We start from the raw sequence: 24,451 nt of genomic DNA on the forward strand, positions 1-24,451 counted from the left end.
TCCTATTGATCTTTAAATAATGAATGCACGACTTTACCGTCAAAGGTCAGAATGCTGTTTTGAATAATTTCATCCTCAAAATTCAGGTGTATTGCTTTGTCTTTAATAATTAACCCTGCAAAATTAAGAATGTTTTTTGCAAATAAAGCAGATGCATCTTTTGCGATGCGGCTGGGTAAATTTAAATGACCAACAATTTTAACACCATCAATCGTTGCGATTTCACCTGGAACACTTCGCTCACAGTTGCCACCGTTTTCAACAGCCATGTCAACAATGACAGAGCCGGGTTTCATGCGACGCAACATATCCGATGTAATTAGCTTAGGGGCGGGCTTCCCAGGAATTAAAGCGGTCGTAATCACGATATCACTTTTTTCCAAAGCCTCGGCGATACGCGCAGATTGTCTCTGTTGGTAATCAGCGCTCATTTCGCGGGCATACCCCGATGCTGTATCGCCTTTTTCGCCAGAATCCACTTCGATGAACTTAGCACCCAAGCTTTCAACTTGTTCTTTTGCAGCGGCGCGCACATCAAATGCAAACACAATCGCACCCATGCGTCGTGCTGTTGCAATGGCTTGTAATCCTGCAACACCAGCGCCCAATATCAATACTCGGGCAGGGGCAACAGTTCCAGCGGCGGTCATCATCATTGGAAATCCACGATCGTATTCGTAAGCCGCCTCAATCACAGCGCGATATCCGGCCAGGTTGCTTTGAGACGATAGAATATCCATGCTTTGTGCTCGCGTGATTCTTGGGATCATTTCCAATGCAGCCGCAGTAACGCCATGTTCGCGATAGGCCTTAATTTGTTCTGGTACATTCAATATATTCATATGGGCACAGACAATGGCGCCTTTCTTCATATACTGTAATTCATTGTGCTTACCCTCTGTCGGCAAGAATGGGCGTTGAATCTTTAGAATTAAATCAGCATTTTCAAACGTACTTGCGACGTCTTTTCCAATCTTGGCACCAACATCTTGATAGTCTTTATCTGAAACATTGATATTTTCACCGGCTCCTTTTTCAACTACAACGGCAGCACCCAGGGCAATAAATTTCTTTACTGTTTCTGGAGTCGCCGCAACTCGATTCTCAAAAGGCCTACGTTCCTTGGCTATTGCAATCTTCATCGCGCTTTAACACCTACTTAATAATTATAAACTACTTTATCATAGCGTCGCTATTTGTCCAACACCCTTTCTTGACAGCCTAGAATTTGATACAATAATTTTTGATACATAAAACAGAGAGACAATACCCAACAGCAAGGGAATTACAATTAATGTTTAACCTTTGATTTTATCACTGGACAAACCGATTAAAGCTGATAAGAATGTGGTATTAAAAAAATGAAACGAAAAAAACAGCATTCATTAAAGTATTGGCAGTGGCGTATCCTAATAACAATGATATTAGGGTATGCATTATTTTATCTTACCCGTCAAAACTTATCCATAGCAATGCCCATGTTAGAAAGTAGTGAAGGATTCACCAAGCAACACATAGGATGGATTTTCACAAGCTTTTCTGTGGTGTATGGTGTCGGAAAATTTGTAAACGGTTTTGTGACTGATCGCGGCAGCGCAAAGCTTATCTTTGCAATTGGTTTAATTGGCAGCGCTGTTGTTAGCATTATGTTCGCTGCATGGCCAGTGGTCTTTGGATTTGTTGTGCTTGCTGCAATCAGCGCGTGGTTTCAATCCATGGGGTGGCCACCTGTCGCAAAACTGATTACGCGATGGTATCCTTCATCAGAGCTTGGATCAAAATGGGGCATTACTAATGTCTCTCACCAGGTAGGCTCTGTCATTATTCTGGCTGGCGGACCCTATTTAATGACAAGTTATGGATGGAGATCAATCTTTATCATACCTGGAATAATTGTGCTTTTGGGTGGAGTGCTTGTTTTCAAGGCCATTAGCAACCGCCCAGAAGACGAAGGGTTCCCCGCTATTATTGATGAAAAAAATGATGGCGATGCTTCAGCGCTCTCTCCAAAAGAAATTTTTATGACGCATATACTACCCAATAAATATGTGTGGTACGTCTGCCTTTCAACCTTCTTTTTATATATCGTTCGCATGGGGTTTTTCTTTTGGGCTCCGATGTTTTTGAAAGAAGTCAAAGGTGTCACTTTAATTCAAGCCGGTTGGGTAACGGCAGGGTTTGAGATTGCCGGCGCTATCGGGGGGATTGCTGCGGGATATATCTCAGATCGGTGGTTTGCACACCGTCGGGGACTAATTGGCACCTTATACATGGTCGCATTGATACTGTTTCTGATATATTTTTGGACAACTTCAGGTCAGCATTTATATGCATTAACGACCAGTACATTCTTTGTGGGCTTTTTCGTATATGGATCGCAAGTAATCACTGGAGTTTTAGCTGCCGATGTTGTTTCTAAAAAGGCCGTCAGCAGTGCCGTTGGGTTAACAGGGACATTCGGATATTTAGCCAGTTCAATTTTTTCAGGCGTAGTCATTGGCCATATATCTCATCATTATGGATGGGACGTGTGTTTTTTGTTCTTCGTTATCTCTGCTTTTCTAGGAGCAATTTTCTTTTTCCTAACATACTCTCATAAATAATGTTCGCCGACTTCGCGTCTTAGATAAAGATGTAGTGCTGTTTAATTGATTGATTACACAAGTATGGATTGAAATCTATGTTGACTATACGCTACCTTCATAAGGTGTTTTTAGGAGATCGCGCCCATGTTGAATTTAATTGACCTATGCCAAAGGCTTATTCGCTTTCAATCCACAACGCCTCAAGACGATGGTATTATGAATTTTTTAGTTCAAACATTGGATTCTCTAGGTTTTAGCTGCCATCTTTTGCCTCATGTGGATGATCAGGGTTCGGTGGTTCACAATTTGTATGCACGTCGCGGAACCGATTCACCAAATTTATGTTTTGCGGGTCACGTTGATGTCGTTCCAAGTGGCGCCGAAAGCTCTTGGACACACCCACCGTTTGCAGGGCATATACAGGATGGAGCCATTTGGGGGCGTGGTGCGGTTGATATGAAAGGATCAATAGCTGCATTTATTTCTGCTGTAATAAATTCTGAACACAAAGGCTCCATTAGTTTTCTGATTACAGGAGATGAAGAAGGAGCTGCAACTCACGGAACTGTCAAAGTAATTGAGTGGTTAAAAGAACACAATGAAATTATCGATTTTTGCATCGTGGGAGAGCCTACCAGTGATGAAAAGTTGGGCGACACAATTAAAGTTGGGCGTCGTGGATCGCTTAGCGGAACGTTAACCGTTACGGGCGTTCAAGGGCACGTAGCCTATCCTCATAAGGCTGAAAACCCCATTCCAAATATGCTTAAACTTCTAACAATATTAAATGCGGAAACTCTAGATTCGGGATATGATTGCTTTCAACCATCAAATCTTGAAATTACGTCTATAGATGTTGCAAATGAGGCAAGTAATGTTATTCCAGAATCCATAAGTGCGAAATTTAATATTCGATTTAATCCCAGCTTCACACAGCTTTCTTTAATAGAGCGTATTCAAGGCGCATTGAATGTTGTAGATATTTCTTATACATTAGATTTCCCGAATGGTTCAGAACCATTTCTAACCAACGATCATCCAGCCATGGAAAAACTTAGTCAGGCAATTCAAGAGGAGGTGGGGCTTTTTCCAGAATATTCTACAAATGGTGGAACGTCAGATGCGCGATTCATCAAAGACATCGCACCTGTCGTGGAGTTTGGATTGATGAATACCTTTGCTCACAAAGTTAATGAGCACGTTTCATTAAAAGACTTAGAAACGTTAGCGCGCATTTACAAGCGGTTTATTGATTTGTATTTTGAATAATTTTGCAGGAGCCCTAAGCTTATCTTTTAAAGTGTTTTTCCAAGGTTAACGATAGTGTTGGAAATCGAAATATCGTCAAATAGCATATCGACATAACCTTGATTTCTGTAAAAGTATTCTGCGGCTAATTCTGCGTGGGTCTTAATTGCTTTGATGTTTAGATGGTGTAACCATTGTTCAACAAATCTTAACAGATAAGACGCGTGTCCTTGTCGCTGATGTGGTGTATCCGTTGCAATCGATCGTAACACGGCAACGTCATTATCTAACATTTCAATCTGTGCAACTGTAACGATGATGGTTCCTTTGTATAGGACGAAATGATAGTGATTGTCTGCTGACAGTGTTGGATGATTAGGGTCATAGGTTATTCCTGTTGGCGCAAATAACTGCTCAGTTCTAATGCGATGATAGGTCTCCCACTCACGATGGTGAGTACAAAAATTAACGGCTATCCCATCAAAATTAGCTGCCTGTAATGTTGATTTGATGAAATCATTTTTTTCCAGAGTGTACCTGGGAAATCCCCCGTTAACACGTTCAAAGTTTATGGGATCTTGAATCAAGCGATGCTTTAATGCTTTATAGTCTAATCGTGTTTTTTCATTGCTTCTTAAATAATCTCTAAAGCATAAATTCAAATGAATAAACCCATGATCGGGTTCTACAACATGCAAATTAACTTTTAAGGTAGGCGTATTTTTAGAAAAATAGTACCTAAGAGGTATATTAAATTCGCCCTTAAAAACATACCCAAGCTCTTGTAAAACTAAGCTGTGTGATAAATCATTTACGACGCAAAGAATATCTATGGTGTCTTTTGCGCTTAATCCAGGTACCGCTGTGGATCCGATGTGATGAACTTGGTGACAGATATCGCCCAGAGTATTTTTTATACGATTAGATTCATCCTCGAATTGCTTTTGCCACTCGGCGGTGTAAGGAAAAATTTCAATGTGTTTTATGGAGCTCACTCTTAATGCTTTCTCTTCCTTGAGCCGTGTGTATCAATCTTTGAGCGTTCTAACTTCGCTATATTAATCCTCAGTTTATTGATGTATTCGATTATAAAAAGATTGGATGATTTCGTTTTTTCTAGGTCCCTTGATTGTGTATTCCGTTTGAAACTCATCCAGAGATAATATTTTTAATACTATGCTATATATGTCGTCGTTACAATAGTGAGTGTGGTGCAGTGTTAGTGGTAAATTTGGATGACTATGTGGAATGATAAATTCATGTAATAAGGATTCTTCATATTTTTCCATGATCATACGACCTGGCAAAAATATAAAATAACGAACTTGAAAGAACTCTTGTTCTTGACCATTTAACATATAGCGTCCTATTTTTGTATGTCGAGTTTTTTCATCACTTATCGGTTCAAAAATAGATGTACCTGTAAATGAAAGATTTTCGTTTCTAGTAACTTGTTTGAAAGCATAGCGACCTGCAAGACATGATTTTAATATGTTGATCATTTTCCAACCTCCGATAAAGTTTCACGATCTGCATTCATTATGTATAGAACATTTTCTGCAATTTTCTCAATTGACCAATCCCACCATTTTAGATTAAGCAAAAAGTCTATCGTGTTATCGTCAAAGCGTTTGCGAATAAGCCTGGCAGGATTACCACCAACAATTGAGTACGGCTCGACATCGTGTGTAACCACAGAATTTGTGGCAACGATGGCGCCATCTCCGATTGTTATGCCGGGCATGATTGTTACAGAGTTCCCAAACCATACGTCGTTACCTATAACGGTGTTGCCTTTGCTATTCGGGATAAAAGGAACCTGCGGCCATTTAGATTTGAATATGATAAATGGGAACGACGAATATCCATCTAGATAATGATTGCCACCATTCATAATGAAGCGAGCGCCGGTTGCAATTTGGCAGAATTTTCCGATAATGAGTTTGTCCCCAATAAAATCAAAATGATACAAAACATTTTTTTCAAAATTATGAATGTCTTCAGGATCATCATAATACGTATAATCACCAACACTAATGTTTGGGTTCTTAATGATGTTCTTTAAAAAACATGTTCGTTCAGATCCGGGTATAGGAAACAAGGTATTAGGGTTTGGATGCATAGGATGCCTCATGTATATGATAAAAGTACTATAGTCAATTGGTTTTACAATAACAACAGTGTTTTCGAAACTATATTGCTTCCATGGCCAATAACGCATACACTATAATAGAAGCAACAAAGGAGCTCAATATGATGATGCCGCTTATGCCAAAATCTACCACTGCTTGGTTGGTTGATAATACCACGTTAACATTTGAACAAATTGCCGAATTTTGCGGTCTTCATATTCTTGAGGTGCAATCGATCGCTGACGATTCTACGGGTAAAGTAACACCTTTTGATCCGATTGCGCATTCACAAGTTACACGAGAAGAAATTGTCAGGTGTGAACAAGATCCTGCTGCTAGGTTGCACATTACTGAAATGGCGGCGGAACAGCTAAAACAAAAGGGGGCAAAATTAGTGTCCCGAACGAAACGGCAAGATCGCCCAAATGGAATTTTGTGGTTGATACAACAGCATCCCAAAATATCGGATAGTATTGTTTCAAAGTTATTGCACACAACCAAAAGTACGGTTGAATCGATTCGAAATAAATCGTATAAAAATTATACTGCATTAAAGCCACAAAATCCAGTTACCTTGGGGTTGTGTGAGCAAGTTGATCTTGACGATATTTTAATGTCGTTTGTAAATGAGGAAGTTGGAGCTTAACTGTGTTTGTTGAATATAATGATCAAAATGTGTTTGCAAAAATCTTGCGTGGAGAGATACCTGCAAATAAAATTAGTGAAGATGAGCATACCTTGGTATTTCATGATGCGTTTCCCAAGGCAAAAATTCACGTTTTGATCATTCCTAAAAAGCCTTACATCTCATTTCAAGACTTTTCTCATAAAGCCTTTTCTGAGGAAATTATCTCCTTTAATCGCATGATTGGAAATGTTGCAGCGTCTTTAGGGTTAGATATCACGGGGTACCGCCTTCTTACAAATCATGGGGCGCATTCTGGGCAAGAGGTGCCTCATTTCCACATGCATTTATGTGGTGGAGAGCCCTTGGGACCATTGCTGAGCAAACAATGATTCTAATTTTTGACGCCTCAATCGAAGGGTTTTCAGTTGGAGTCTTTCACTCAAATGGCGCTATGCTTCATAGCGTTACAAACAGCACGCCATACTCACATACCGAGCTGCTTGTTCCAACGATTCAAGACGTGTTGAGTGCTGCTAGCGTAAAATTCCAAGACTTAACACAGGTTGTTACTACTAAAGGACCGGGGTCGTTCACCGGAATTCGGGTGGGTCTTGCAACCGCAGCAGGCTTGCGCACTGCTTTAAATATTCCTGTGACGACCGTCAATACGCTGTCGGCGTTGGTGCATTCAGCAATATTTCATCACACTGTTAACACACCACATATTCATGCTGTTATCGATACAAAATGTGGTGAGTTCTACCATCAAGGCTTTTCATATAAAGATGGCGAGATCTTGGTTGATGCGTCGCCAACCTCTGTTCCGTTGACTGAGCTTGTTTCAGTTGCCGGGCAGGGAATTATTATCACCGATCCATCATCTGAAGCTATGCTTGAAAACATTCTGTGCATTTCAACCCCATTAACGTTGGAGGGAGTTTTGCAGGCTTCAAAAGAAAGTGGAAGCACAGATCTGCAGCCTTTATATGTACGGTCGGCAAACATCACCAACCCCAAAATACATGTTTAACATTCAACGGCTTGATATCAGCCACATTGCACGATGCTTGGATATTCTAACATCAAGCTTTGATTCTCCTTGGACAGAATTAAATACTGTGTTTGAGAATCCCGCCAATAGGGTTTGTGGCGTGTTTATTGAGGATGTCGTTGTTGGATTTATCGTCGTATCAATCATCTTGGACGAATGTGAAATTTTAATGTGCGCTGTCGATCCAGAACATCACAAACAAGGTGTAGCAACCGCGCTGATTGAACATGTGTTAAATGACATAAAAGATCTTGAGATAGGGGTGATCTTTCTGGAGGTTGACATTCATAATGTGGCTGCCCAAGGATTGTATAAGAAATTTGGGTTTCAAACTGTCGGACAACGCAAACACTATTATCATCAACCCGATGGTTCATATCATGATGCAGTCATTATGCGGTTGAGTATTTGATTTGTTAACCAATCTCTGGCGCGGCGTGTTAGACAGGTTTATGCATTTGCAGTGAATGAGAAGTTTGAAATTAGCTCTTTTGGCCTCGTGCCCGATGGGGCTCTCCGCCGTAAGACCTCGCGCCCAGTCTTACCCACGAAAAACATAAAACTTCTCCGTTTCCTTTCAAGGGGTGATACCCTCTTAGGGATTGATGAGGACTCTGTTCTTGACAGAACAATCCCCACGACCAAGGCTAAACATATGCGTTTGAATTTCTCAGTCCAAAGTAAGCTTTACGCACAGACCAAACAGTCCGTGAACTAACCAACATCTTTAAACTATCAGACGATAGTTAATAAACTATGAACGCAATAAAAAATTAGATGCTCTGTCGACACATCATATTCCTGTTGCAAAATTCACACGGTCGGTTTAAGGTGAAGTGTTCTGAGGATTATACACATGACCATTCGCTTATTAGATCCAACCACCATCAATCGTATTGCCGCAGGAGAAGTTGTCGAGCGCCCCGCATCTGCCGTAAAAGAGCTTGTTGAGAACGCTCTGGATGCCGGGAGTACTCAAATTGACATTACCATTCGGGATGGTGGGCAAAGCTTGATTGTCGTTCGTGACAATGGTTCTGGAATGGGTCGTGACGATTTGGAGCTTGCAGTTGAACGTCATGCGACATCAAAATTACCCGATGATGATTTAATGAACATCAGCACCATGGGGTTTCGTGGTGAGGCATTACCCTCCATCGGATCTGTCAGTCGGTTAAGCTTAACAAGCCATGATGCGACAACCAATCAAGCCTGGATATTATCAGTTGAGGGTGGGCATAAACACGATGTGATTCCCGCAAATTTAAATAAGGGAACTATTGTTGAGGTTCGTGACCTTTTCTTTGCAACGCCAGCCAGATTAAAATTCTTGCGAACACCCAAAACTGAACAAGGTCACATTGTGGATGTGGTTACTAAAATCGCACTTGCGAACCCAACGGTTGGATTTTCATTGCGAGACGAAACCAGGCAACTGTTTGATTATGCTCCAACAGAGTCTTTAAAAGATCGCTTGGCAGATGTGTTGGGTGCGGATTTTGTTCAAAATGCATTGGGCATTGAAGGTTCGCGTGATTATGCCCATGTGTCTGGGTATGTGGGTTTGCCGACGCTTCATCGCAGTTCAAATCAACATCAGTATTTATTTGTAAACGGACGCCCTGTTCAAGACAAACTTTTGGGCGGCGCCGTGCGAGCGGCTTATGCTGATTTGGTTGCAAGAGACAGACACCCTATGTTGGTGTTGACGTTAACGTTACCCACAGATTATTTAGATGTGAACGTTCACCCAGCCAAGACAGAGGTTCGATTTCAAGATACTCAACTGATTCGAAATCTAATCGTATCAACAGTGCGACAACATTTAACGCAGGTTAGTCATTTGACGTCAACGACGATTCACCAAGCGGCGATGGATGCGATTCAATTGTTTGAACCCAGAGGCGACCACAGACAATCGTCATCGTTTGCGCAGATGTCGACAGATCATCATCGATCACAATCTTATGGCGGACATCAGCAGGGGAATCCAAAGGGCTTTACTCCATATGCTCCTCAAAAAGCATTTGAAACAATGGGGGCGCATGTCCTGGAAACGCGTCGTGTATTTTCGGAATCCGAACCCACGGATATTATGTTGAATGACGATCCATCGATGGGGTATTTGGGTAGGGCTGTTGCTCAGGTTTACAATACATACATCGTGTCCCAAACTGAGACTGACATGATTATTACAGATCAACATGCCGCTCATGAACGGTTGACGTATGAAAAAATGAAACGTCAATTAAGCGATCATGGTGTTATAAAACAATCGTTATTGATTCCAGAAATCGTCGAAGTCACAGAGCCTCAGCGTGAAGCATTATTAGAATTGCGTACAGAATTGGAAACATTAGGCCTTACTATTGATGCCTTTGGTTTGACCAGCATTCAAATCAAAGAACTGCCATCCTTACTGGCGGGAGTTGATGCAAAAGCATTATTGTTGGATATTGCAGATCAAATTACCCACATGGCTCCCACGTTAACATTGCAAGAAAAAGTCTATGAAATTTGTGCTGAGTTGTCCTGTAAAGGCAGCATCAAAGCGGGGCGCAGGTTGTCAGTTCCTGAAATGAATCAATTGTTACGCGATATGGAAATTACTCCATTTTCGGGACAGTGTAATCATGGGCGTCCCACGTATATTAAATTGCGCAAAGCCGATATTGAAAAGTTGTTTGGAAGAACCTAATAGGATCGATTGATTTTGAATGCCTGGTAAGTTAGGCTGCGTGTGATTTGAGATACTTGAGAGAATGGATGGGATTTTTGACCCACCTTTGACCCATTTCGGGCGCAGGAGGGGTACGGGTGAAAAATGATTTTGAGATATTTTGTTGAAGAGTGTGTTTTAGTTCCTTTGTTTGATCGATGCGCCGCAGAATGTCAATTCAAGGCGCTGCGATCCGTTGTTAAAGTGTTTAATTATTTAGTTTGTTTTTTAAACCGAGTGAATCCCCAGTAACCCGCACGTGCAAAAAGAACCCCATTTCTTACACGAATGGGGAAAGGCGGACTTTAGTATACTATACAAAGTCGGTGTTTTACGAGCCCGTCGGCTCTAGGGGTTGTTTACAGGGCTGTGACTACTGATCGGGTAGGTGAGTTCCTGTACTGGGGATTCAGTTCGGCATGTCTTTAAAAGATTCAAAGACGTAGAACGAAAAAAGGCTACCCAGGTTTTTGGGTAGCCTCTTCGCAATTCTACTTATTAGTATACACAGTGAGTTCGGAAAGTCAATTTCTTTTTGAAAGATAATGGTGTTTTTTGTAATCCGTGTTTGTGCGAATCGGATCTAATCTATAGGGTGCAGCGTCACGCTGCCAAAAAAGTGAATTCCGTCAATCTTTTGTTAACCTTTGTGAGGTATGTTAATTTTTAGAGATCTTATACATTGTTATTTTTTGCCCACCGTTTCGTGAAGAAATGACGGATTGCTTCGTCTATTTAGTCTCGATTTAGGGAGTGGGTTTTGTCCCCCCACCCGAAGGTCACTGAGGGTGACTAGGGCACAACTGTTGAAAGTGATCAGAAGAGGTGTTTAACGATATTAAAATCACCCACTTAAACACCAAGCTATGAATATTATAAAAAGCTTTATATTGTGTAAATTAGTCGCATATCTATTGCTTAATTCATACATCTCTGTATCATTGACACAATTAATTGTTTTATCAATGATTTCACCTGTTCTATTGATTTGCTGTCAAAAACATTCTTTTTCAAATCACTTTCAACAGTTGTGGTGACTAGGGCGGGGGGGGTGGTAAAAAAATCGAGTTAACTCAATCTTAACCTTTATTAATTTCACATTAACGGCACGCTGCTTGCGGCATCCTGATTGTCAATTGATTATCGAAACCAAGTGGTCGTGCTTTGCAATAAATTTTATTATCAGCAAACACTGAATATTCGCTATACTATTAAAAATAGTTTGGAGTTTTACACATGCGTACTCGTACTGAATCTGATACGTTTGGATCAATTGATGTTCCTGCAGATCACCTTTGGGGGGCCCAGACTCAACGATCGATTCAAAATTTTAAGATTGGTTCAGAGCGCATGCCAGCGCCATTGATTCGGGCGTTTGGACTTTTAAAAAAAGCGGCAGCATTGGTTAACAAACAATTCAACGATATTCCAGATCACATCGCTGATGCAATTGTTGATGCTGCAGATCAAGTTGCCTCATTAAAGCATCTTGATGAATTTCCGTTGGTTGTATGGCAGACGGGGTCGGGGACGCAAACCAATATGAATGTGAATGAGGTGATTTCTAACCTTGCAATTCAAGCTTTAGGCGGGGATGTGGGATCTAAAAAACCTGTTCATCCAAATGATCATGTCAATTATGGGCAATCATCCAACGATAGCTTTCCAACAGCGATGCACATTGCTGCGGTTGAACAACTTCATCACCTGCTATTGCCAGCATTACATCATTTACAAGATGCTTTAACTACAAAAGCGAATGTGTTTAAAGACATTATTAAAGTTGGGCGTACTCACTTACAAGACGCAACGCCAATTACCTTGGGGCAAGAATTTTCTGCTTATGTAACCCAGATTGCAAAAGGTATTCAACGCATTGAGCGAACTTTGCCCAACTTATATGAACTTGCTCAAGGTGGGACTGCCGTTGGCACTGGGCTAAATACCCGAAAAGAATTTGCAGATCAATTTGCATTGACGATTGCGCAGCTAACAGGTTTGCCATTTGTATCGGCGCCTAATAAATTTGAGGCCTTATCTGCCCACGATGCCTTGGTTGAATTATCGGGTGCGCTAAACGTAATCGCGGTATCTTTTATGAAAATCGCAAATGATATTCGATTGTTGGGATCTGGCCCCCGTTGTGGATTTGGCGAATTGTTGTTGCCTGAAAATGAACCGGGTTCATCCATCATGCCTGGCAAGGTAAACCCAACTCAGTGTGAGGCATTAACGATGGTGGCGGCTCAGGTCATGGGGAATCATGTAACGATTACTATTGCAGGTTCAAATGGTCATTTTCAATTGAACGTCTTTAATCCCGTAATGATTTATAATATTTTGCAATCCATACAATTACTTGCTGATGGAGCCCGTAGTTTTACTGATAATTGCATCCAGGGACTTGAAGCTAATCATGATCGTATTCAAGAACATTTACACAACACGCTGATGTTAGTTACAGCGTTAAACCCCCATATCGGGTATGATAAGGCTGCGTGTATTGCAAAGATTGCGCACACAAAAGGCATTACCTTGAAAGCGGCAGCTTTGGAATTAGGCTATGTATCCGAAGCTGAATTTGATCAATGGATTAACCCTGCAAACATGATATCCCCAGAATGAAAAAGCGATCTTTAACTATTGATGGTCATCGCACCAGCATCAGTTTAGAAGATGAATTTTGGGATGGTTTAAAACACATCTCTACTGTTCGTGGGTGTGCTTTGATAGATATTATTAGGGAGATTGACGAAAAGCGAAAGTCTGGTTTATCCAGTGCTATTCGAATCTTTGTTTTGAATTATTATAAAGATCCAGGTGCTTAGATTTAAAAGCGGTCAAAAGACACAAGCATAACTTTTTTCATCTATTCATAGTTTGTTAACTTTTTTGTCTTAGTATTATCAAGTAAGTTCAAAAATAGGAAAAAAAACATGGCAAAAGCAGAACAAAGTCAAAAGAAAAAAGTCAGCTTGGCGTTACAAGGTGGCGGTGCACACGGAGCATTTACCTGGGGTGTAATTGACAGACTTTTAGAAGAAAATGTTGAAGTTGATGGTATCGTAGGTACCAGTGCGGGTGCGATGAACGCCGTATCTGTTTTGCAGGGATTAATTGAAGGCGGTAATGACGGTGCCCGCAAAACGATGCGCAAGTTTTGGGAAGGCGTTGGCGAAAAAGGTAAAGATGGTCCATTAAAGCCAATGGGCGATGATAAAAAACGCGGCAATTATACAATGTATAATTCGTTTGGATACATCATGTTTGATAACATGATTAAAAACATGTCTCCGTATCAATTTAACAAAGATGACAAAGATCCATTAAAAGAAGTTATTGAAGCAACGTTTGACTTTGAAACTTTGTCTCGCGAGACAAAGCACAAGGTTTTCTTGTGTGCTACACACATTCGTGATGGAAAAGTAAAAATCTTTAAAAACGAAGATTTATGTCCAGAGGCAATGTTGGCGTCAGGATGTTTACCCTTAATTCACAAAGCAGTTGCTGTGGGTGGCGAATATTACTGGGATGGTGGATTTACAGCAAACCCAGCAATTTATCCATTGATTTATGGATGTGAAGCTCCAAGCATTATTATCGTTCAATTAAACCCAACTCTTCGTGAAGATGTTCCAAAAGACGTTCGCGGAATTTCTGACCGTTTGAATGAAATTTCTAACAACGTAACAATGATGCGTGAATTGCGAGCAATCAACATGATTACAAAGTGGATCGATGATGGTCACTTAAAGCCTTCTGCTAATGCAAAACGCTTAGATGTTCACATCATTCAAAATGATCAAGTGTTCCAACCCTTAGGATTCTCTAGTAAGTTGAACTCTACACCAGAATTCTTACACTATTTGTTTGACGAAGGTCGCAAGTGTGCAGATAAGTGGTTGTACAATCACTGGGATATGGTGGGTGTTAACTCTACTGCCGATCACTATATGGATAATGATTTCTAATAATTATTATCTTCGTACTAAAAAAGGGTCTATTAATAGACCCTTTTTTATATCGCGCTGCGAAAAACACGGGGGATCTGCCTTTGAAATGGAAAGGCGATAATGTACAGAGAAATACGTTATGAGATTTCGAATATAACGACATAACGAAATAGTGATGATGTATTTGATATTATATATCGGTTTGTGTGGATAGGGAAATATCGGAAGGTATGATTAGACTATACAAATAGTCGAAATAGATATACCAGAAGATCATATACACATAGGGTCATTTGATCAGAACCCAGGATCTCACCTTCAGATACTATGCACATCGTAAAGAGTTGGAGGTGCGTGAGTTTTGGAAATACTATGCAGAAATGTATAAAACAGTGGATACAAAGTTATTGTGTAGAAACTATTGGAACTGCTGGACATGCAAACGAAGCGACGATAAGAGACTATACTCAGAATCAATTTAAGTCGACGAATCAGTTAGAAAATGTTTCTAAACAAATCTGTCTTTGCTGACGTTCGGTTGCTTGCGGTCGACTAGTTCATCAAACTTGCAGTACATCGTACTGTTGTTCCGGCTACAAAATGTTCGATTAATCGTCTCTTTCTCATGTTTTACCTTATAACATTTTTTACATTATGTGGTACAACTCTATGAATTATTGCAGATAATATACCAGAGACTATATTCACTCCTTAACGTAAAAATACAGATTAAGTAGCCAGTCCAACAGAAAAAAGTCAGAGGATATGGGGCTCAATGCTTAGCGTGATTTTCTGTGTTTTTTCATAAAATTCATAGAGCTGTAGCGTAGTATCCAATGTTTCGTGTGTCACAAGGGTACAGTTTTTTGAATCATTACTATCTCGTAAAATAACTCCAAAACTGTATGTATGTATTTATTTGTTGTGATAAATAATAATTTTGGTTAGATTAATATTTAGGCATCTTGCTATCACTCAAAACAATAAACATCATAGTGTTCCAATAGCCGATTAAGATCTAGAAAATAAGAATCATAAAATAATGTAACTGCTGAGGAGGGTTATTTTTTGGTTTGCATTTCTTTGATTCTGTTCAGCGTTTTTTCAAAATCATCTTGTTTTTGCCTTTTTATTTCACAACGTAGTTATTCTCATTGGGGGTTCTCTTGAAAAAATCATCATATAATATATTACTCTTATCCACATGCTTAATGACGTCAAGTCCTCTTTTTGCTGCAGAAGAACTTAGGGTAAATGATCCACCATCCAATGCAAGCAACCAAAGAGCCACCGTCTATTCTCCCGCGTCTCAAACATCTAAAAAATCTGTTCCGCCTGTAACGAGTCCTAACCCAGCCTTACGACCCGAAAGCGTTTCGCGACCTGGTCTATATTCTTTGCCTACTCGGGCGTTGAGCAGAGGGGGGGCGGCATATCCAACCATAGATCCCCCATGCGATGCTATATTTACTGTACCTCGCCCAGGAACACCTAGGCAAGGCTCAGAGCCTCAAACGACTCCACGACCTCTCCCCACGGGAGCAACTTGTGCAGCACAGACTCCGAGAGCGGGGAGTAATGTCCGACCTGCTTCGGTTGCACAAGCTTTTGGGGAAACAGCAAGAAGGTCAGAGACTGAGGTTAGAGCATCAAGAGTATCAGATGCTCCATCGAGGATGTTAGATCCTATTAGTGTACCAAATATTATTCCATCGATTGTTTTTTCGACTGTTAATTCACAACAACAACTTGAGTTAAATCTTAATATTAATAATCGAACGATTTCACACACAGTTGATCTGATAAACTTTTCAGAAATTGGTCAATCACAGCGGTTTGTTTCTGAAGAGTACGTAACCACGTTAACTCCCGATGAAGGAGGGATTGCGCACATACATATTTCTAGACAGGGACGACGTATTGCTGAGGGAGCGTTTAGGGTTGATTCTAATAAAAGCACGCTTTTAATAGAAAGATTAGTGTTCGAGGAAAGTTTTCATATTAACTTTGCCGGTAAAATTATAATTAATCGGCTTGAGACTGTATCAACCGACACTGCACCCTCACATTTATTTCTAACAAGTGGAAGCGCTGTTATACTAGGAAGTGATGTCAATACAAACCTTAATCAACTGACTATTAACGCAAAAACGTTTGTTCAAAAAGGAGAATTGCGTATCTATAAACTTTCGGCTTCAGTAGAAGAGCTTATCAATGATGGCAGTATGGAGATACAAGAAGTTGTCGTCTTAAGACGTTTAAAAAAGCTAACAAATAATGCTAGCCTTTATTTCTCTCAACCTTACTTAAGCATTCATGTGCCTGAATTTGTAAATGACGGAATGCTTCTTGGAAACAATATTGGTATCGTCTCGACCAAAGGACGAAACTCAAGACTTATTAAAGCGAAAGTTATCGATATTAAATGTGAGGGGGTATTTTCTAATACAGGGGGCGAGCATGATGGTCTAATGCTAGTCGATAAGAATCAACCGGACGGTTTATGGGGTATTCATGGTGAGACAATAAAGATAGAGTGTAAAACTCTAGAAAATGATCTACAAGGCATCATATGGGCGTCTAAGCGCATAGACGGAGTTTTTACCGAGTGTCAAAACAAAGGATACATTCGGTGTTTAGAAGATGTCTCTATAACAACAAGAACCTATATCGATCAAGCGCACGCAGTTCAAAGACGTTCTCGAACTGGCGTAACGCCCCACACAAAAGCATCATTAGTTGCTTACCAAGGTTTAACCTTAAAAGTTTCTGATGGAACCATTCAATCCTCTATCTATGGAGAACATGCCATTGAGCTTTTAGGATGGAGTACAACATCTGGGAAACTTAAAAATTTGGGTCTCATTTCATCTCCTGGAGTTTTATTAATCAAAAATCTTAGATTGGTGAATAGTGGCAAAATTAGAGTTGAGTCTAGAATCATGGCAGAACTAAGAGCAGTTTTAGAAAATAAAGGGGATATCGAAAGTGGAAGTGTTAAACTCCATAGTTTAGAGCACTCAAAACTTGGGACATTTAACTGCCAAGAGCTGACGCTTCAACAGGGTGATATCGCGGGATTAGTAAGCGCCAGAAAATGGATTGAGATTGGAGGCGATGTTAGTGGTCAAGGTATATTAAAATCGAACAACCTAATTCGGTTAGCAGAAAGAATACGAGATGATATATCCATTCAATGTAAAATTGAGGCAAAAGACATACGGCTTTCTACACCCAACGATTTAACATTAGCGCAAATAGTGGGTGAGCAAGCCTGCATAACAGCACGTTATTTTGAGATTCCAGCGCGTTACTTAAACGATGGCAGTGAGGCCGTAAAGTTAAAATCATTATCAATTACTGTGGGGGATTCTGGTCGTATTAATATAGCTCTTCCTTTAAGTGTTTCTGATACTGCCGTAACATTCAAAGCAGACACCATTACACTGGGTGATTTGCACGTTCCTCTTGGGCTTAGTCTAACTGCAGAAAAGGTAGTCCTTAATGGTAATCTTTCAGAAGAAACTGCACGAAAACTACATTTTGTAGCGGTAAATGAGCTTCATATTGTGGGGGATTTTATCGCACCTTTAGTATGGTTTGCACCGACACTACACACACTGGTGATTGCGCCCACGGGACGAATCGATGTGAATAGATTTCAACCCAACACTCAAGAACTAAAGATTCATGGAACTGTCAATGCCTCTGGAAGCATAAGTCTAGAGTATTTCGGTAATGCCAAGGTATTGATAAAAGGATCTTCTGCAAAAAAAGCAATCGTATCAACAAAAAATGAAATTAGCTTTAGGTATAGAGGTGTCTTGGAAATGGAACATGCTGAGATTGCTGCGAGTAACGTTCTGTTTGGAGTGAAATGTGAGTTTAGAATTGATCATATCAAGATTCATACAAATGTGCAGGTGATTGCACAGGATAGATTATCATTAGGCTGTATTAATTTAGACGTTGATGAGTCTGGAGGTGTGTCTGCACGTCAAGGCAACGTGTTTCAAGGAAAAACAGTCATGCTAGTAACGCAAGATGGAGAGATGCATTATCGCTTGTCACGCATGGGGATTAGAACATTAGATGACGGTACGTTAATGATCGTTACAAATGGAGAGTTATCCTTGCCTGCCTTTGAAGAGGGAGGGTTTAGTTTCCATCACGGACATTTTAAGGCGACAAAAGTAAACCTTCCTCGGGTAAATGAAATCACGATTTGGTCTGGAGATATGACTATAGAGTTTCAACCAGATGCGCCTAAAATACCTTCTTCGGATCCTAAGGAGTCTCCCGCTGTAATGTTTGAAATCGGGCATCACACTGTAATTTTAGGTAAACTAACAGTAACAACACCAGACTCTCAAGTAATCATCGATCCTAGCGCAACGTTAGATGTTCGAGGTGGTATGCGTATTAATAGCCTGCGCAATCGTGGCACGTTGATATCTACGGGTGGTGATAACTATGTTGCGCAGAAATTCTTGAACCATGGAAAAGCGACACTGGGTACTTTAGATGTATGGAATTTTGAAAGCAGTCAAAAAGAATGGGGTCGGCCTAATTTCAAAATCACCGGTGATTTAAAGATACAACGTTATTTTGCAATGCATGGCAGCAATGGATGGGTTGATGGAAGTATTATATTTCATCAAGGCGATAGTGGAACGGTTTGGTCTGAGTATAGTGGCTTTTTTATATTGTGTCCTGTGCGTCCGCCTGCTGAAACCTCATGGGTAACAACACGTCAAGAGCCCTCTTCGATTGATCGTACAAAAATGAATACTTATTCTGTTCTACGTGGTGATGGTCGTGGGTCACGCTTGATAGTGGGTCGTAATATCCATAGTCCTGAAGGTAGGAGATTAGAGCGTCTAGATATTATCGCATCTGATTTAATTGTTCAAAGCGGTGTCGTAGATTTGGATGTTGGAGATGCAGAAAAGATCATGAATCTTCCTGGTGCTCTTGATGATCCTGCTTTCAAAACACGCGTTAGGGCAGATGATTTCAAACTAAGAGTAAAAAATTCAAGATTTGACCTAAGAGAAAAAAAGCCAGAAGTTTTGGGTGATCCAACACAATCAGACGCATTAGTTCTTTTAGGGGCGCAGGTTGAAGGGTTTAAGATGATAGTTGTTAGAGGAAAGATTCTTGCACAGCTTACCCCGTTAATAATAGATCCCAGGATTGCGTATTCTCAAGATGGTGCTCCACGGATAGAAATACATGTCCTAGAGCTATCTCAGGCATTAGTGGATGGTTTAGGTCGAATGGGCGTGTCGGCTCAAAGTATTGCTGCCACATATGCCGGGGTTCCACGAAATATGGTTACTCTTTTTTCTGCCGGTGCACCTAGTGGATCGCTGGGCGGTCAAGGGGTTTCACCCGCGGCCATGTTACATGTTCAAACCGAAATGTTACATGCTGTTGGGATTCCCTACTTAAATAGAGATGCTAGAAATATGGGTGAGGATTTTGCATTAACTGCGCAAGAAAGTGTATTAGCTACGGTACAGGCCGCAGGAGGTCGTTTAGGCCCCCTAAAAGTCTCCCTGCTTGTTCAGGAGGTTGGACTTGCTCGACAAACCTTAATGGCGATTATGTCGTTGATTCAACAGGGGGATTCTAGACCGCTATTGGTGGATGACTCTAGCCCGGTAGATTTAGCTAAGTTAGAACAGATGCTTGATGAATCAGAATTAATGCGTGAGTTCAAAGCCGATATAAAAGAAATTACAGGGTTACATCATGAGCTGATTTCCGTACCTGAAGCTCAACGTATTGTAAGAGCTCGACAACCTGTTGTAGATCAAATAGCTAGAGAGGGGTTAGAACCTTTAGAACTTAGACCAGAAGAAATGTCGCGGTTTTTAGAGGGCGGGGATCGTTTTTATGCTGAGCGTACCCTAATCGATGGACGATGGGTTGATTTGGCTCGTATTTCAGTTTCTGATGCAACGCGACGCTATTGGGGAAGTGACTTTAAAGGCTTAAAAGTTGGTAATAACTTGCACCTGACCAGTCAAAATGGATCATCTTTATTTGGGGTAATTGAAGCGCAAAACGATTTAATTATTACCGTTCATTCTGGGGTTCTAGAACTTGGTCCTCAAGATGCCAATACGGTTTCAGTGATTGGTGGACGCAGGCGTACTATTTTACATGTTAAAGATGGTGAGTTATTACTCCATCCTGGGGTCAAACTGCTTGGGCAGCAGGTTATTTTGATGGCTGACAAAGGAATAAGATTAAGCCCATTGGTTATTGAAACTTGGCGAAGAAAAACTGAAAGTGCTGGGTTTTTATGGTTGGGGTCAAAAACAACAACGACTAAAGACATCAGTTACAAAGAGCGTCTTACGTTGGATGATGGACACAGGGGTATCATTATTTACAGTAAAGACGGAGATGTTAATGTAAGTGGCGCCCACATTGGCAACCAAGAATCTCCTGTTGTTTTGTTGGCGGGTGGAAATGTTCTAATGGGACCGTTGCTGACAGATACATATCATCAAGTTGATGACCGGGGAGTATTTTCAAGAAATACGACAACGGTGCGAGGTCAAGCTGTAAAAGCAACGAAAATATCAAATATACCGAATGCTGTGACCTTGGAAAAGGTGTTGTCGAATCCCCAAATACTGGAAGCGATTTTAGCCGATGTGTTGGGACGATCCACAGAACAACACCGGCAGTTACTATTGACCCATAAGGATGCAAGAGCCCTTAGGCAAGGCACAGCGATAATACGTGCAATGGGCAATGTGACGGGGAAAGCGATTGATTTAGCCACTGTATTTGCTGAGATTAGTGCGGGTGGAAAAATAGATCTTTCTGCGGTAGACACAATGGAAGAAACAGATTCTGAAGGATGGTCGATCAATTTCTTTGGTGGATTAGGTCAAGCGATTTGTAATCTAATTAATTCTGGTAGCAAAGAAGCCGTTGCAAGCGCTGAGCAGGTCGCAGAAGCCGATCGGAATAAAGCTATTGCTCAAAGTATGGGAGCTTTAACGGCCGTCTTTTCCGCAATCGTTGAATACTGGTTGCAAGAAGAGATTACAAAAGCAATTGAGGATACACCTCTGCGAGAAATGCAATTGTGGGCAACCGCTGTTCAAGAGGAAAGGCCTACTGATTTACCTAAGAAAATATGGGATGTGGTGCGACCCTTTGCGGGTGTGGTTACGGCAAATTTCTCAGGGATGAGTGAGAGTATTGTGAACCTTGCTCGGTTAGGTAATCAAAAACACTCTTTGGTCGGAGTTGGAGCCGCAATGACCATCACACAAGGAGTGCTTGAAGGTTTTAAAATGTATGAGGCAATGAAGTCTATTAAAGAACATGGGTTTTTGAAGTTCTTCCAAAACGGCTTTAATGGGATCAAAGATGAGGCTTACAGCATAGGACTTAGTTTTTATAAAAACTATAGTAAGAAAAAAATACAGGTGCCCGGAGAAATAAAAGCATTATTTAGCTTGAAAATGAGAGCGGGATCCCTATTAAACATAACAGGGACAGCAATGCAGAGCTTTTTGGGGGACTGGAGAGCGAAACAGATCCATGTTGGGGGCGTGAAAGAAGGGACGCAGTCACGGCACGAATCAGGCGGGTTTTCTGTTAATCCCGTAAAGCTGACAGCATCGGTTCATGGAGAATGGGGACGAGAACAATCGGTGGTGTATCGCCCTGTGTATTACCACTTTAATTTCCTGTTTGTGGGAGAAGTGGATGAGCTGCACATGTATGGTGGGGTGATACGTGCAAGCTTTGGACTTGGACGGATACGGAAACTGGTGTTGCATCATAAGGTAGATACAGGAGATCAGAGCGGAGGAGGGGCCGGGATAACGTTCCCCTTGAGCCCATCAGCGATGAGCAGTGGAGTGATGGATAATATCAAATCACTATCTGTGAGTATAAGCATGGGCGGTATGGTACGCTTAAACGGAGGACTTTGTGTGTTTGACGTGCCTGGAATCAAAGTTGATGATTGGATAGATCTGGACATACCGGCGGTTCAATATGACAATCGAACGAATATTACTGCAACGGTGAATAATACAACCTTAGGAGATGCCGCGCCCACAGGAACGACGGCGATAGGAAGTATTGGGATGCAGGTAGGAGATGTTCCCGTTCATATGGACGTCCCCAGTGGAATCGTGCCTGGACACGAAGGACGAACATATGCTTGGCACAAGAGAACGTTTCAAGAGCTTGAAGCAAAAGCATCACAAAGAGAGCTAGACGAAGAAGAACTGAAACAGCTGCTACACAGTAAAGAGGAGTTGGAAAAAGCTGCTGAACGTCGAAAAGCAGAACTGTTAGAGAAGCGGAAAGCCCGAACTCTGACACCGGAGGAAGCGGAAGAGTTGCAACCGATTCTAGATCGAGAAGCAGCAGAACGCCATACCCGACAACAGGCAGAGGTTGATCGAAGGAAGGCGGAAGCTAACCAGCTGGTCGAAGAAAGAATAGCAAAGGAGAAAGTAGAAGAAAAAAGAAAAGAGCTGTTGAGGTCTAAACAGCGAGTGGGAACGTTAACCCCTGATGAGCGAGACGAATTGCAGGACATGTTAGATCGTGACGCCGCACAAAGAGCAGCACAACCCGCAGCAGGAGCAGCCGCAGCTGCTGCAGCAAGTGCCCCACAACATGTGGATCCGTTGGGGGGAGGTGCTTATGAATCCTTTGAGATTGATGAGCAAACCATGCAAGCTATCACAGACTTTGATCGCGTTTTAAATCAAATGACGGATCCTGAAAAAGAGCAGCTTGATAGAGCATTGTCTGTATATGATCCAAATAAGGGTGATGCTGAGAATGCAGCGGCCATGGAGGGGTTGCCCGAGATGAAAAAGCTTCATGAGCGGTATTCAATGTTGGGGGGGTGGACAGATGCAGATAATCTACACCCTGATAAAAGCTTGATTGATAGAGAGATTATAGAATATCATCAAAAAATAAAAGAACTGGAGGCTCTACCTACAACAGACTCTCGTAGAAGTGCTATCGAATTCTACCAAGAGGCATTAGATAGTAAATATGAGATTAAGCATAGTGGTCGTTTTGCGCAGGGAATGGTTGAAGGTGCAAAATTATCAGCAGAATATATGGTTGGAGGATATTTAGGTGGAGTCGTATTGCGAGTGCTAAAACTAGGATATCTTTATAATCTCGGACATCAAGTGTATAAAGCTCAAAATGTGACTAAGAATATTTTCATGATTAATCATGCCACGCGTCAAATAACTAGGGCTGAACGTATTGGTAGTGCACTAGACAAAGAAGATTTATATCATAGAGCGGCGTCTTTCTTATTTGATAGTAAAGGAATGGTTCATTATTTTTTGAATCCTAAAAATGCTGTTGCTGGTCGACACTTGTATCAAAAAATTACCTCTTTAAATGGTAAACATGGCATTGTAGAAGTTTTAGTAAATGATGCGGGGAAAGTTGTTCATCAGAGATTTATTCCAGGAGGGAAGATAATACCCAAAATAAATCAAGAAGTAGCTAAAGAAACCGTCAAGAAAGTATCAAAAAAATGATAGAACTATTTAAAACAAAATTTCTAATATCCAGTACCGACCTTATTGAAAATAATATTGGGTTAGAAAGTGTTATATGTCTGTATGAAAAAGGAATAATTAACTGGACCACTCTACAAAACTATTTTCAGTCGATAGTAAGCGATCAAGCTTTCAAGCTAGAAGCTCTAGAGTCGCTATTTATCAAAGCCTTTCTTATGGATGAGGCACTCGTTGGAAGAACTACCACGCTTGAGTTATGTCGTGAGATTAGATGTAGTGCTGATTTTAAGGGGGGAGTTAGAGGAGCATTTCATTTCTTGCTAAGATGCTTGATCAAATATGATTTTTTCACGTTTGATTTTGATCCATTGAATCCATATTGTTCTTTTGAATTTTATGAATTGATATATACATTGCTTTCAATATTTGAATCGGCAGACAAAGCGGATGAGCTATTTGTGGAATATAAGACGTTAAATGAAATGCGATTTGGTAGAAGTAGAGAAATTCTGGATGCTTTAATGAATATATAGATAATCATTAATAAATAAAAGCATTATTTAGCTTGAAAATGAGAGCGGGATCCCTAT

At 40.9% G+C, this 24,451-nt stretch carries 16 protein-coding genes; 12 read left to right on the top strand and 4 right to left on the bottom strand.

The window, feature by feature from the left end; all coding sequences use genetic code 11:
• Positions 1-2: 2 nt before the first annotated feature.
• Positions 3-1,142: a Re/Si-specific NAD(P)(+) transhydrogenase subunit alpha gene (locus tag CPBP_RS04740; protein WP_350331719.1), complete on the bottom strand. Its 1,140-nt coding sequence runs from the start codon at positions 1,140-1,142 to the stop codon at positions 3-5.
• A gap of 219 nt (positions 1,143-1,361) precedes the next feature.
• On the opposite strand from CPBP_RS04740, the gene CPBP_RS04745 reads away from it, so the two are divergent.
• The gene (locus tag CPBP_RS04745) at positions 1,362-2,603 is read left to right on the top strand and encodes an MFS transporter (RefSeq protein WP_350331720.1); all 1,242 of its coding nucleotides are present in this window, start codon (positions 1,362-1,364) and stop codon (positions 2,601-2,603) included.
• A 126-nt stretch (positions 2,604-2,729) separates the two neighbouring features.
• On the top strand, positions 2,730-3,854 hold the full coding sequence (dapE, locus tag CPBP_RS04750) for a succinyl-diaminopimelate desuccinylase (protein ID WP_350331721.1): 1,125 nt from the start codon (positions 2,730-2,732) through the stop codon (positions 3,852-3,854).
• A 26-nt stretch (positions 3,855-3,880) separates the two neighbouring features.
• Here dapE and CPBP_RS04755 read toward each other — a convergent pair whose 3' ends face one another.
• The 3 genes from CPBP_RS04755 to CPBP_RS04765 form a co-directional block, all read right to left on the bottom strand.
• Positions 3,881-4,828, bottom strand: a complete 948-nt coding sequence (locus CPBP_RS04755) for a bifunctional GrpB family protein/GNAT family N-acetyltransferase (RefSeq protein WP_350331722.1) — start codon at positions 4,826-4,828, stop codon at positions 3,881-3,883.
• Between the two features lie 75 nt (positions 4,829-4,903).
• Positions 4,904-5,335, bottom strand: a complete 432-nt coding sequence (locus CPBP_RS04760; protein WP_350331723.1) for a DUF6314 family protein — start codon at positions 5,333-5,335, stop codon at positions 4,904-4,906.
• On the bottom strand, positions 5,332-5,955 hold the full coding sequence (locus CPBP_RS04765; RefSeq protein ID WP_350331724.1) for a CatB-related O-acetyltransferase: 624 nt from the start codon (positions 5,953-5,955) through the stop codon (positions 5,332-5,334). Before CPBP_RS04765 ends, CPBP_RS04760 begins: the two co-directional genes overlap by 4 nt.
• A gap of 131 nt (positions 5,956-6,086) precedes the next feature.
• Between CPBP_RS04765 and CPBP_RS04770 the strand changes: the two genes are divergently transcribed.
• The 10 genes from CPBP_RS04770 (at position 6,087) to CPBP_RS04815 (ending at position 24,394) form a co-directional block, all read left to right on the top strand.
• A complete protein-coding gene (locus CPBP_RS04770) occupies positions 6,087-6,611 on the top strand; it encodes a cell cycle transcriptional regulator TrcR (RefSeq protein ID WP_350331725.1) in 525 nt (174 codons plus the stop codon).
• A 2-nt stretch (positions 6,612-6,613) separates the two neighbouring features.
• Positions 6,614-6,982, top strand: coding sequence for an HIT domain-containing protein (locus CPBP_RS04775; RefSeq protein WP_350331726.1), 369 nt, complete (start codon positions 6,614-6,616; stop codon positions 6,980-6,982).
• The gene (tsaB, locus tag CPBP_RS04780; protein WP_350331727.1) at positions 6,979-7,623 is read left to right on the top strand and encodes a tRNA (adenosine(37)-N6)-threonylcarbamoyltransferase complex dimerization subunit type 1 TsaB; all 645 of its coding nucleotides are present in this window, start codon (positions 6,979-6,981) and stop codon (positions 7,621-7,623) included. The genes CPBP_RS04775 and tsaB overlap by 4 nt, the downstream gene beginning before the upstream one ends.
• Positions 7,580-8,056, top strand: coding sequence for a ribosomal protein S18-alanine N-acetyltransferase (gene rimI / locus CPBP_RS04785; RefSeq protein ID WP_350331728.1), 477 nt, complete (start codon positions 7,580-7,582; stop codon positions 8,054-8,056). The genes tsaB and rimI overlap by 44 nt, the downstream gene beginning before the upstream one ends.
• Before the next feature lie 444 nt (positions 8,057-8,500).
• Positions 8,501-10,342 (top strand): DNA mismatch repair endonuclease MutL, encoded by a 1,842-nt coding sequence (gene mutL / locus CPBP_RS04790; protein WP_350331729.1) that lies wholly within the window; start codon positions 8,501-8,503, stop codon positions 10,340-10,342.
• Positions 10,343-11,599: 1,257 nt separating this feature from the next.
• Entirely contained in the window at positions 11,600-12,988 is a 1,389-nt protein-coding gene (gene fumC / locus CPBP_RS04795; RefSeq protein ID WP_350331730.1) for a class II fumarate hydratase, read from the top strand.
• The gene (locus tag CPBP_RS04800; RefSeq protein ID WP_350331731.1) at positions 12,985-13,191 is read left to right on the top strand and encodes a ribbon-helix-helix domain-containing protein; all 207 of its coding nucleotides are present in this window, start codon (positions 12,985-12,987) and stop codon (positions 13,189-13,191) included. The genes fumC and CPBP_RS04800 overlap by 4 nt, the downstream gene beginning before the upstream one ends.
• A gap of 108 nt (positions 13,192-13,299) precedes the next feature.
• Complete coding sequence (locus CPBP_RS04805; protein WP_350331732.1) at positions 13,300-14,334, top strand: patatin-like phospholipase family protein; 1,035 nt, start codon at positions 13,300-13,302, stop codon at positions 14,332-14,334.
• A gap of 1,148 nt (positions 14,335-15,482) precedes the next feature.
• On the top strand, positions 15,483-23,879 hold the full coding sequence (locus CPBP_RS04810; RefSeq protein ID WP_350331733.1) for a hypothetical protein: 8,397 nt from the start codon (positions 15,483-15,485) through the stop codon (positions 23,877-23,879).
• The gene (locus tag CPBP_RS04815) at positions 23,876-24,394 is read left to right on the top strand and encodes a hypothetical protein (RefSeq protein ID WP_350331734.1); all 519 of its coding nucleotides are present in this window, start codon (positions 23,876-23,878) and stop codon (positions 24,392-24,394) included. Before CPBP_RS04810 ends, CPBP_RS04815 begins: the two co-directional genes overlap by 4 nt.
• The last annotated feature ends 57 nt before the right edge of the window (positions 24,395-24,451 follow it).

The sequence above is a fragment of the Candidatus Bodocaedibacter vickermanii genome (assembly GCF_014896945.1).
GTDB classification, from domain to species: Bacteria; Pseudomonadota; Alphaproteobacteria; order UBA6184; family UBA6184; genus Bodonicaedibacter; species Bodonicaedibacter vickermanii.

Bases quoted from the DNA above. Each gene is read 5' to 3' on its own strand.
- CPBP_RS04805 (WP_350331732.1), top strand. From the start codon at position 13,300: ATGGCAAAAGCAGAACAAAGTCAAAAGAAAAAAGTCAGCTTGGCGTTA.
- dapE (WP_350331721.1), top strand. From the start codon at position 2,730: ATGTTGAATTTAATTGACCTATGCCAAAGGCTTATTCGCTTTCAATCC.
- CPBP_RS04800 (WP_350331731.1), top strand. From the start codon at position 12,985: ATGAAAAAGCGATCTTTAACTATTGATGGTCATCGCACCAGCATCAGT.
- CPBP_RS04770 (WP_350331725.1), top strand. From the start codon at position 6,087: ATGATGATGCCGCTTATGCCAAAATCTACCACTGCTTGGTTGGTTGAT.
- CPBP_RS04745 (WP_350331720.1), top strand. From the start codon at position 1,362: ATGAAACGAAAAAAACAGCATTCATTAAAGTATTGGCAGTGGCGTATC.
- CPBP_RS04760 (WP_350331723.1), bottom strand. From the start codon at position 5,335: ATGATCAACATATTAAAATCATGTCTTGCAGGTCGCTATGCTTTCAAA.
- tsaB (WP_350331727.1), top strand. From the start codon at position 6,979: ATGATTCTAATTTTTGACGCCTCAATCGAAGGGTTTTCAGTTGGAGTC.
- CPBP_RS04740 (WP_350331719.1), bottom strand. From the start codon at position 1,142: ATGAAGATTGCAATAGCCAAGGAACGTAGGCCTTTTGAGAATCGAGTT.
- mutL (WP_350331729.1), top strand. From the start codon at position 8,501: ATGACCATTCGCTTATTAGATCCAACCACCATCAATCGTATTGCCGCA.
- fumC (WP_350331730.1), top strand. From the start codon at position 11,600: ATGCGTACTCGTACTGAATCTGATACGTTTGGATCAATTGATGTTCCT.
- rimI (WP_350331728.1), top strand. From the start codon at position 7,580: ATGTACGGTCGGCAAACATCACCAACCCCAAAATACATGTTTAACATT.
- CPBP_RS04815 (WP_350331734.1), top strand. From the start codon at position 23,876: ATGATAGAACTATTTAAAACAAAATTTCTAATATCCAGTACCGACCTT.
- CPBP_RS04765 (WP_350331724.1), bottom strand. From the start codon at position 5,955: ATGCATCCAAACCCTAATACCTTGTTTCCTATACCCGGATCTGAACGA.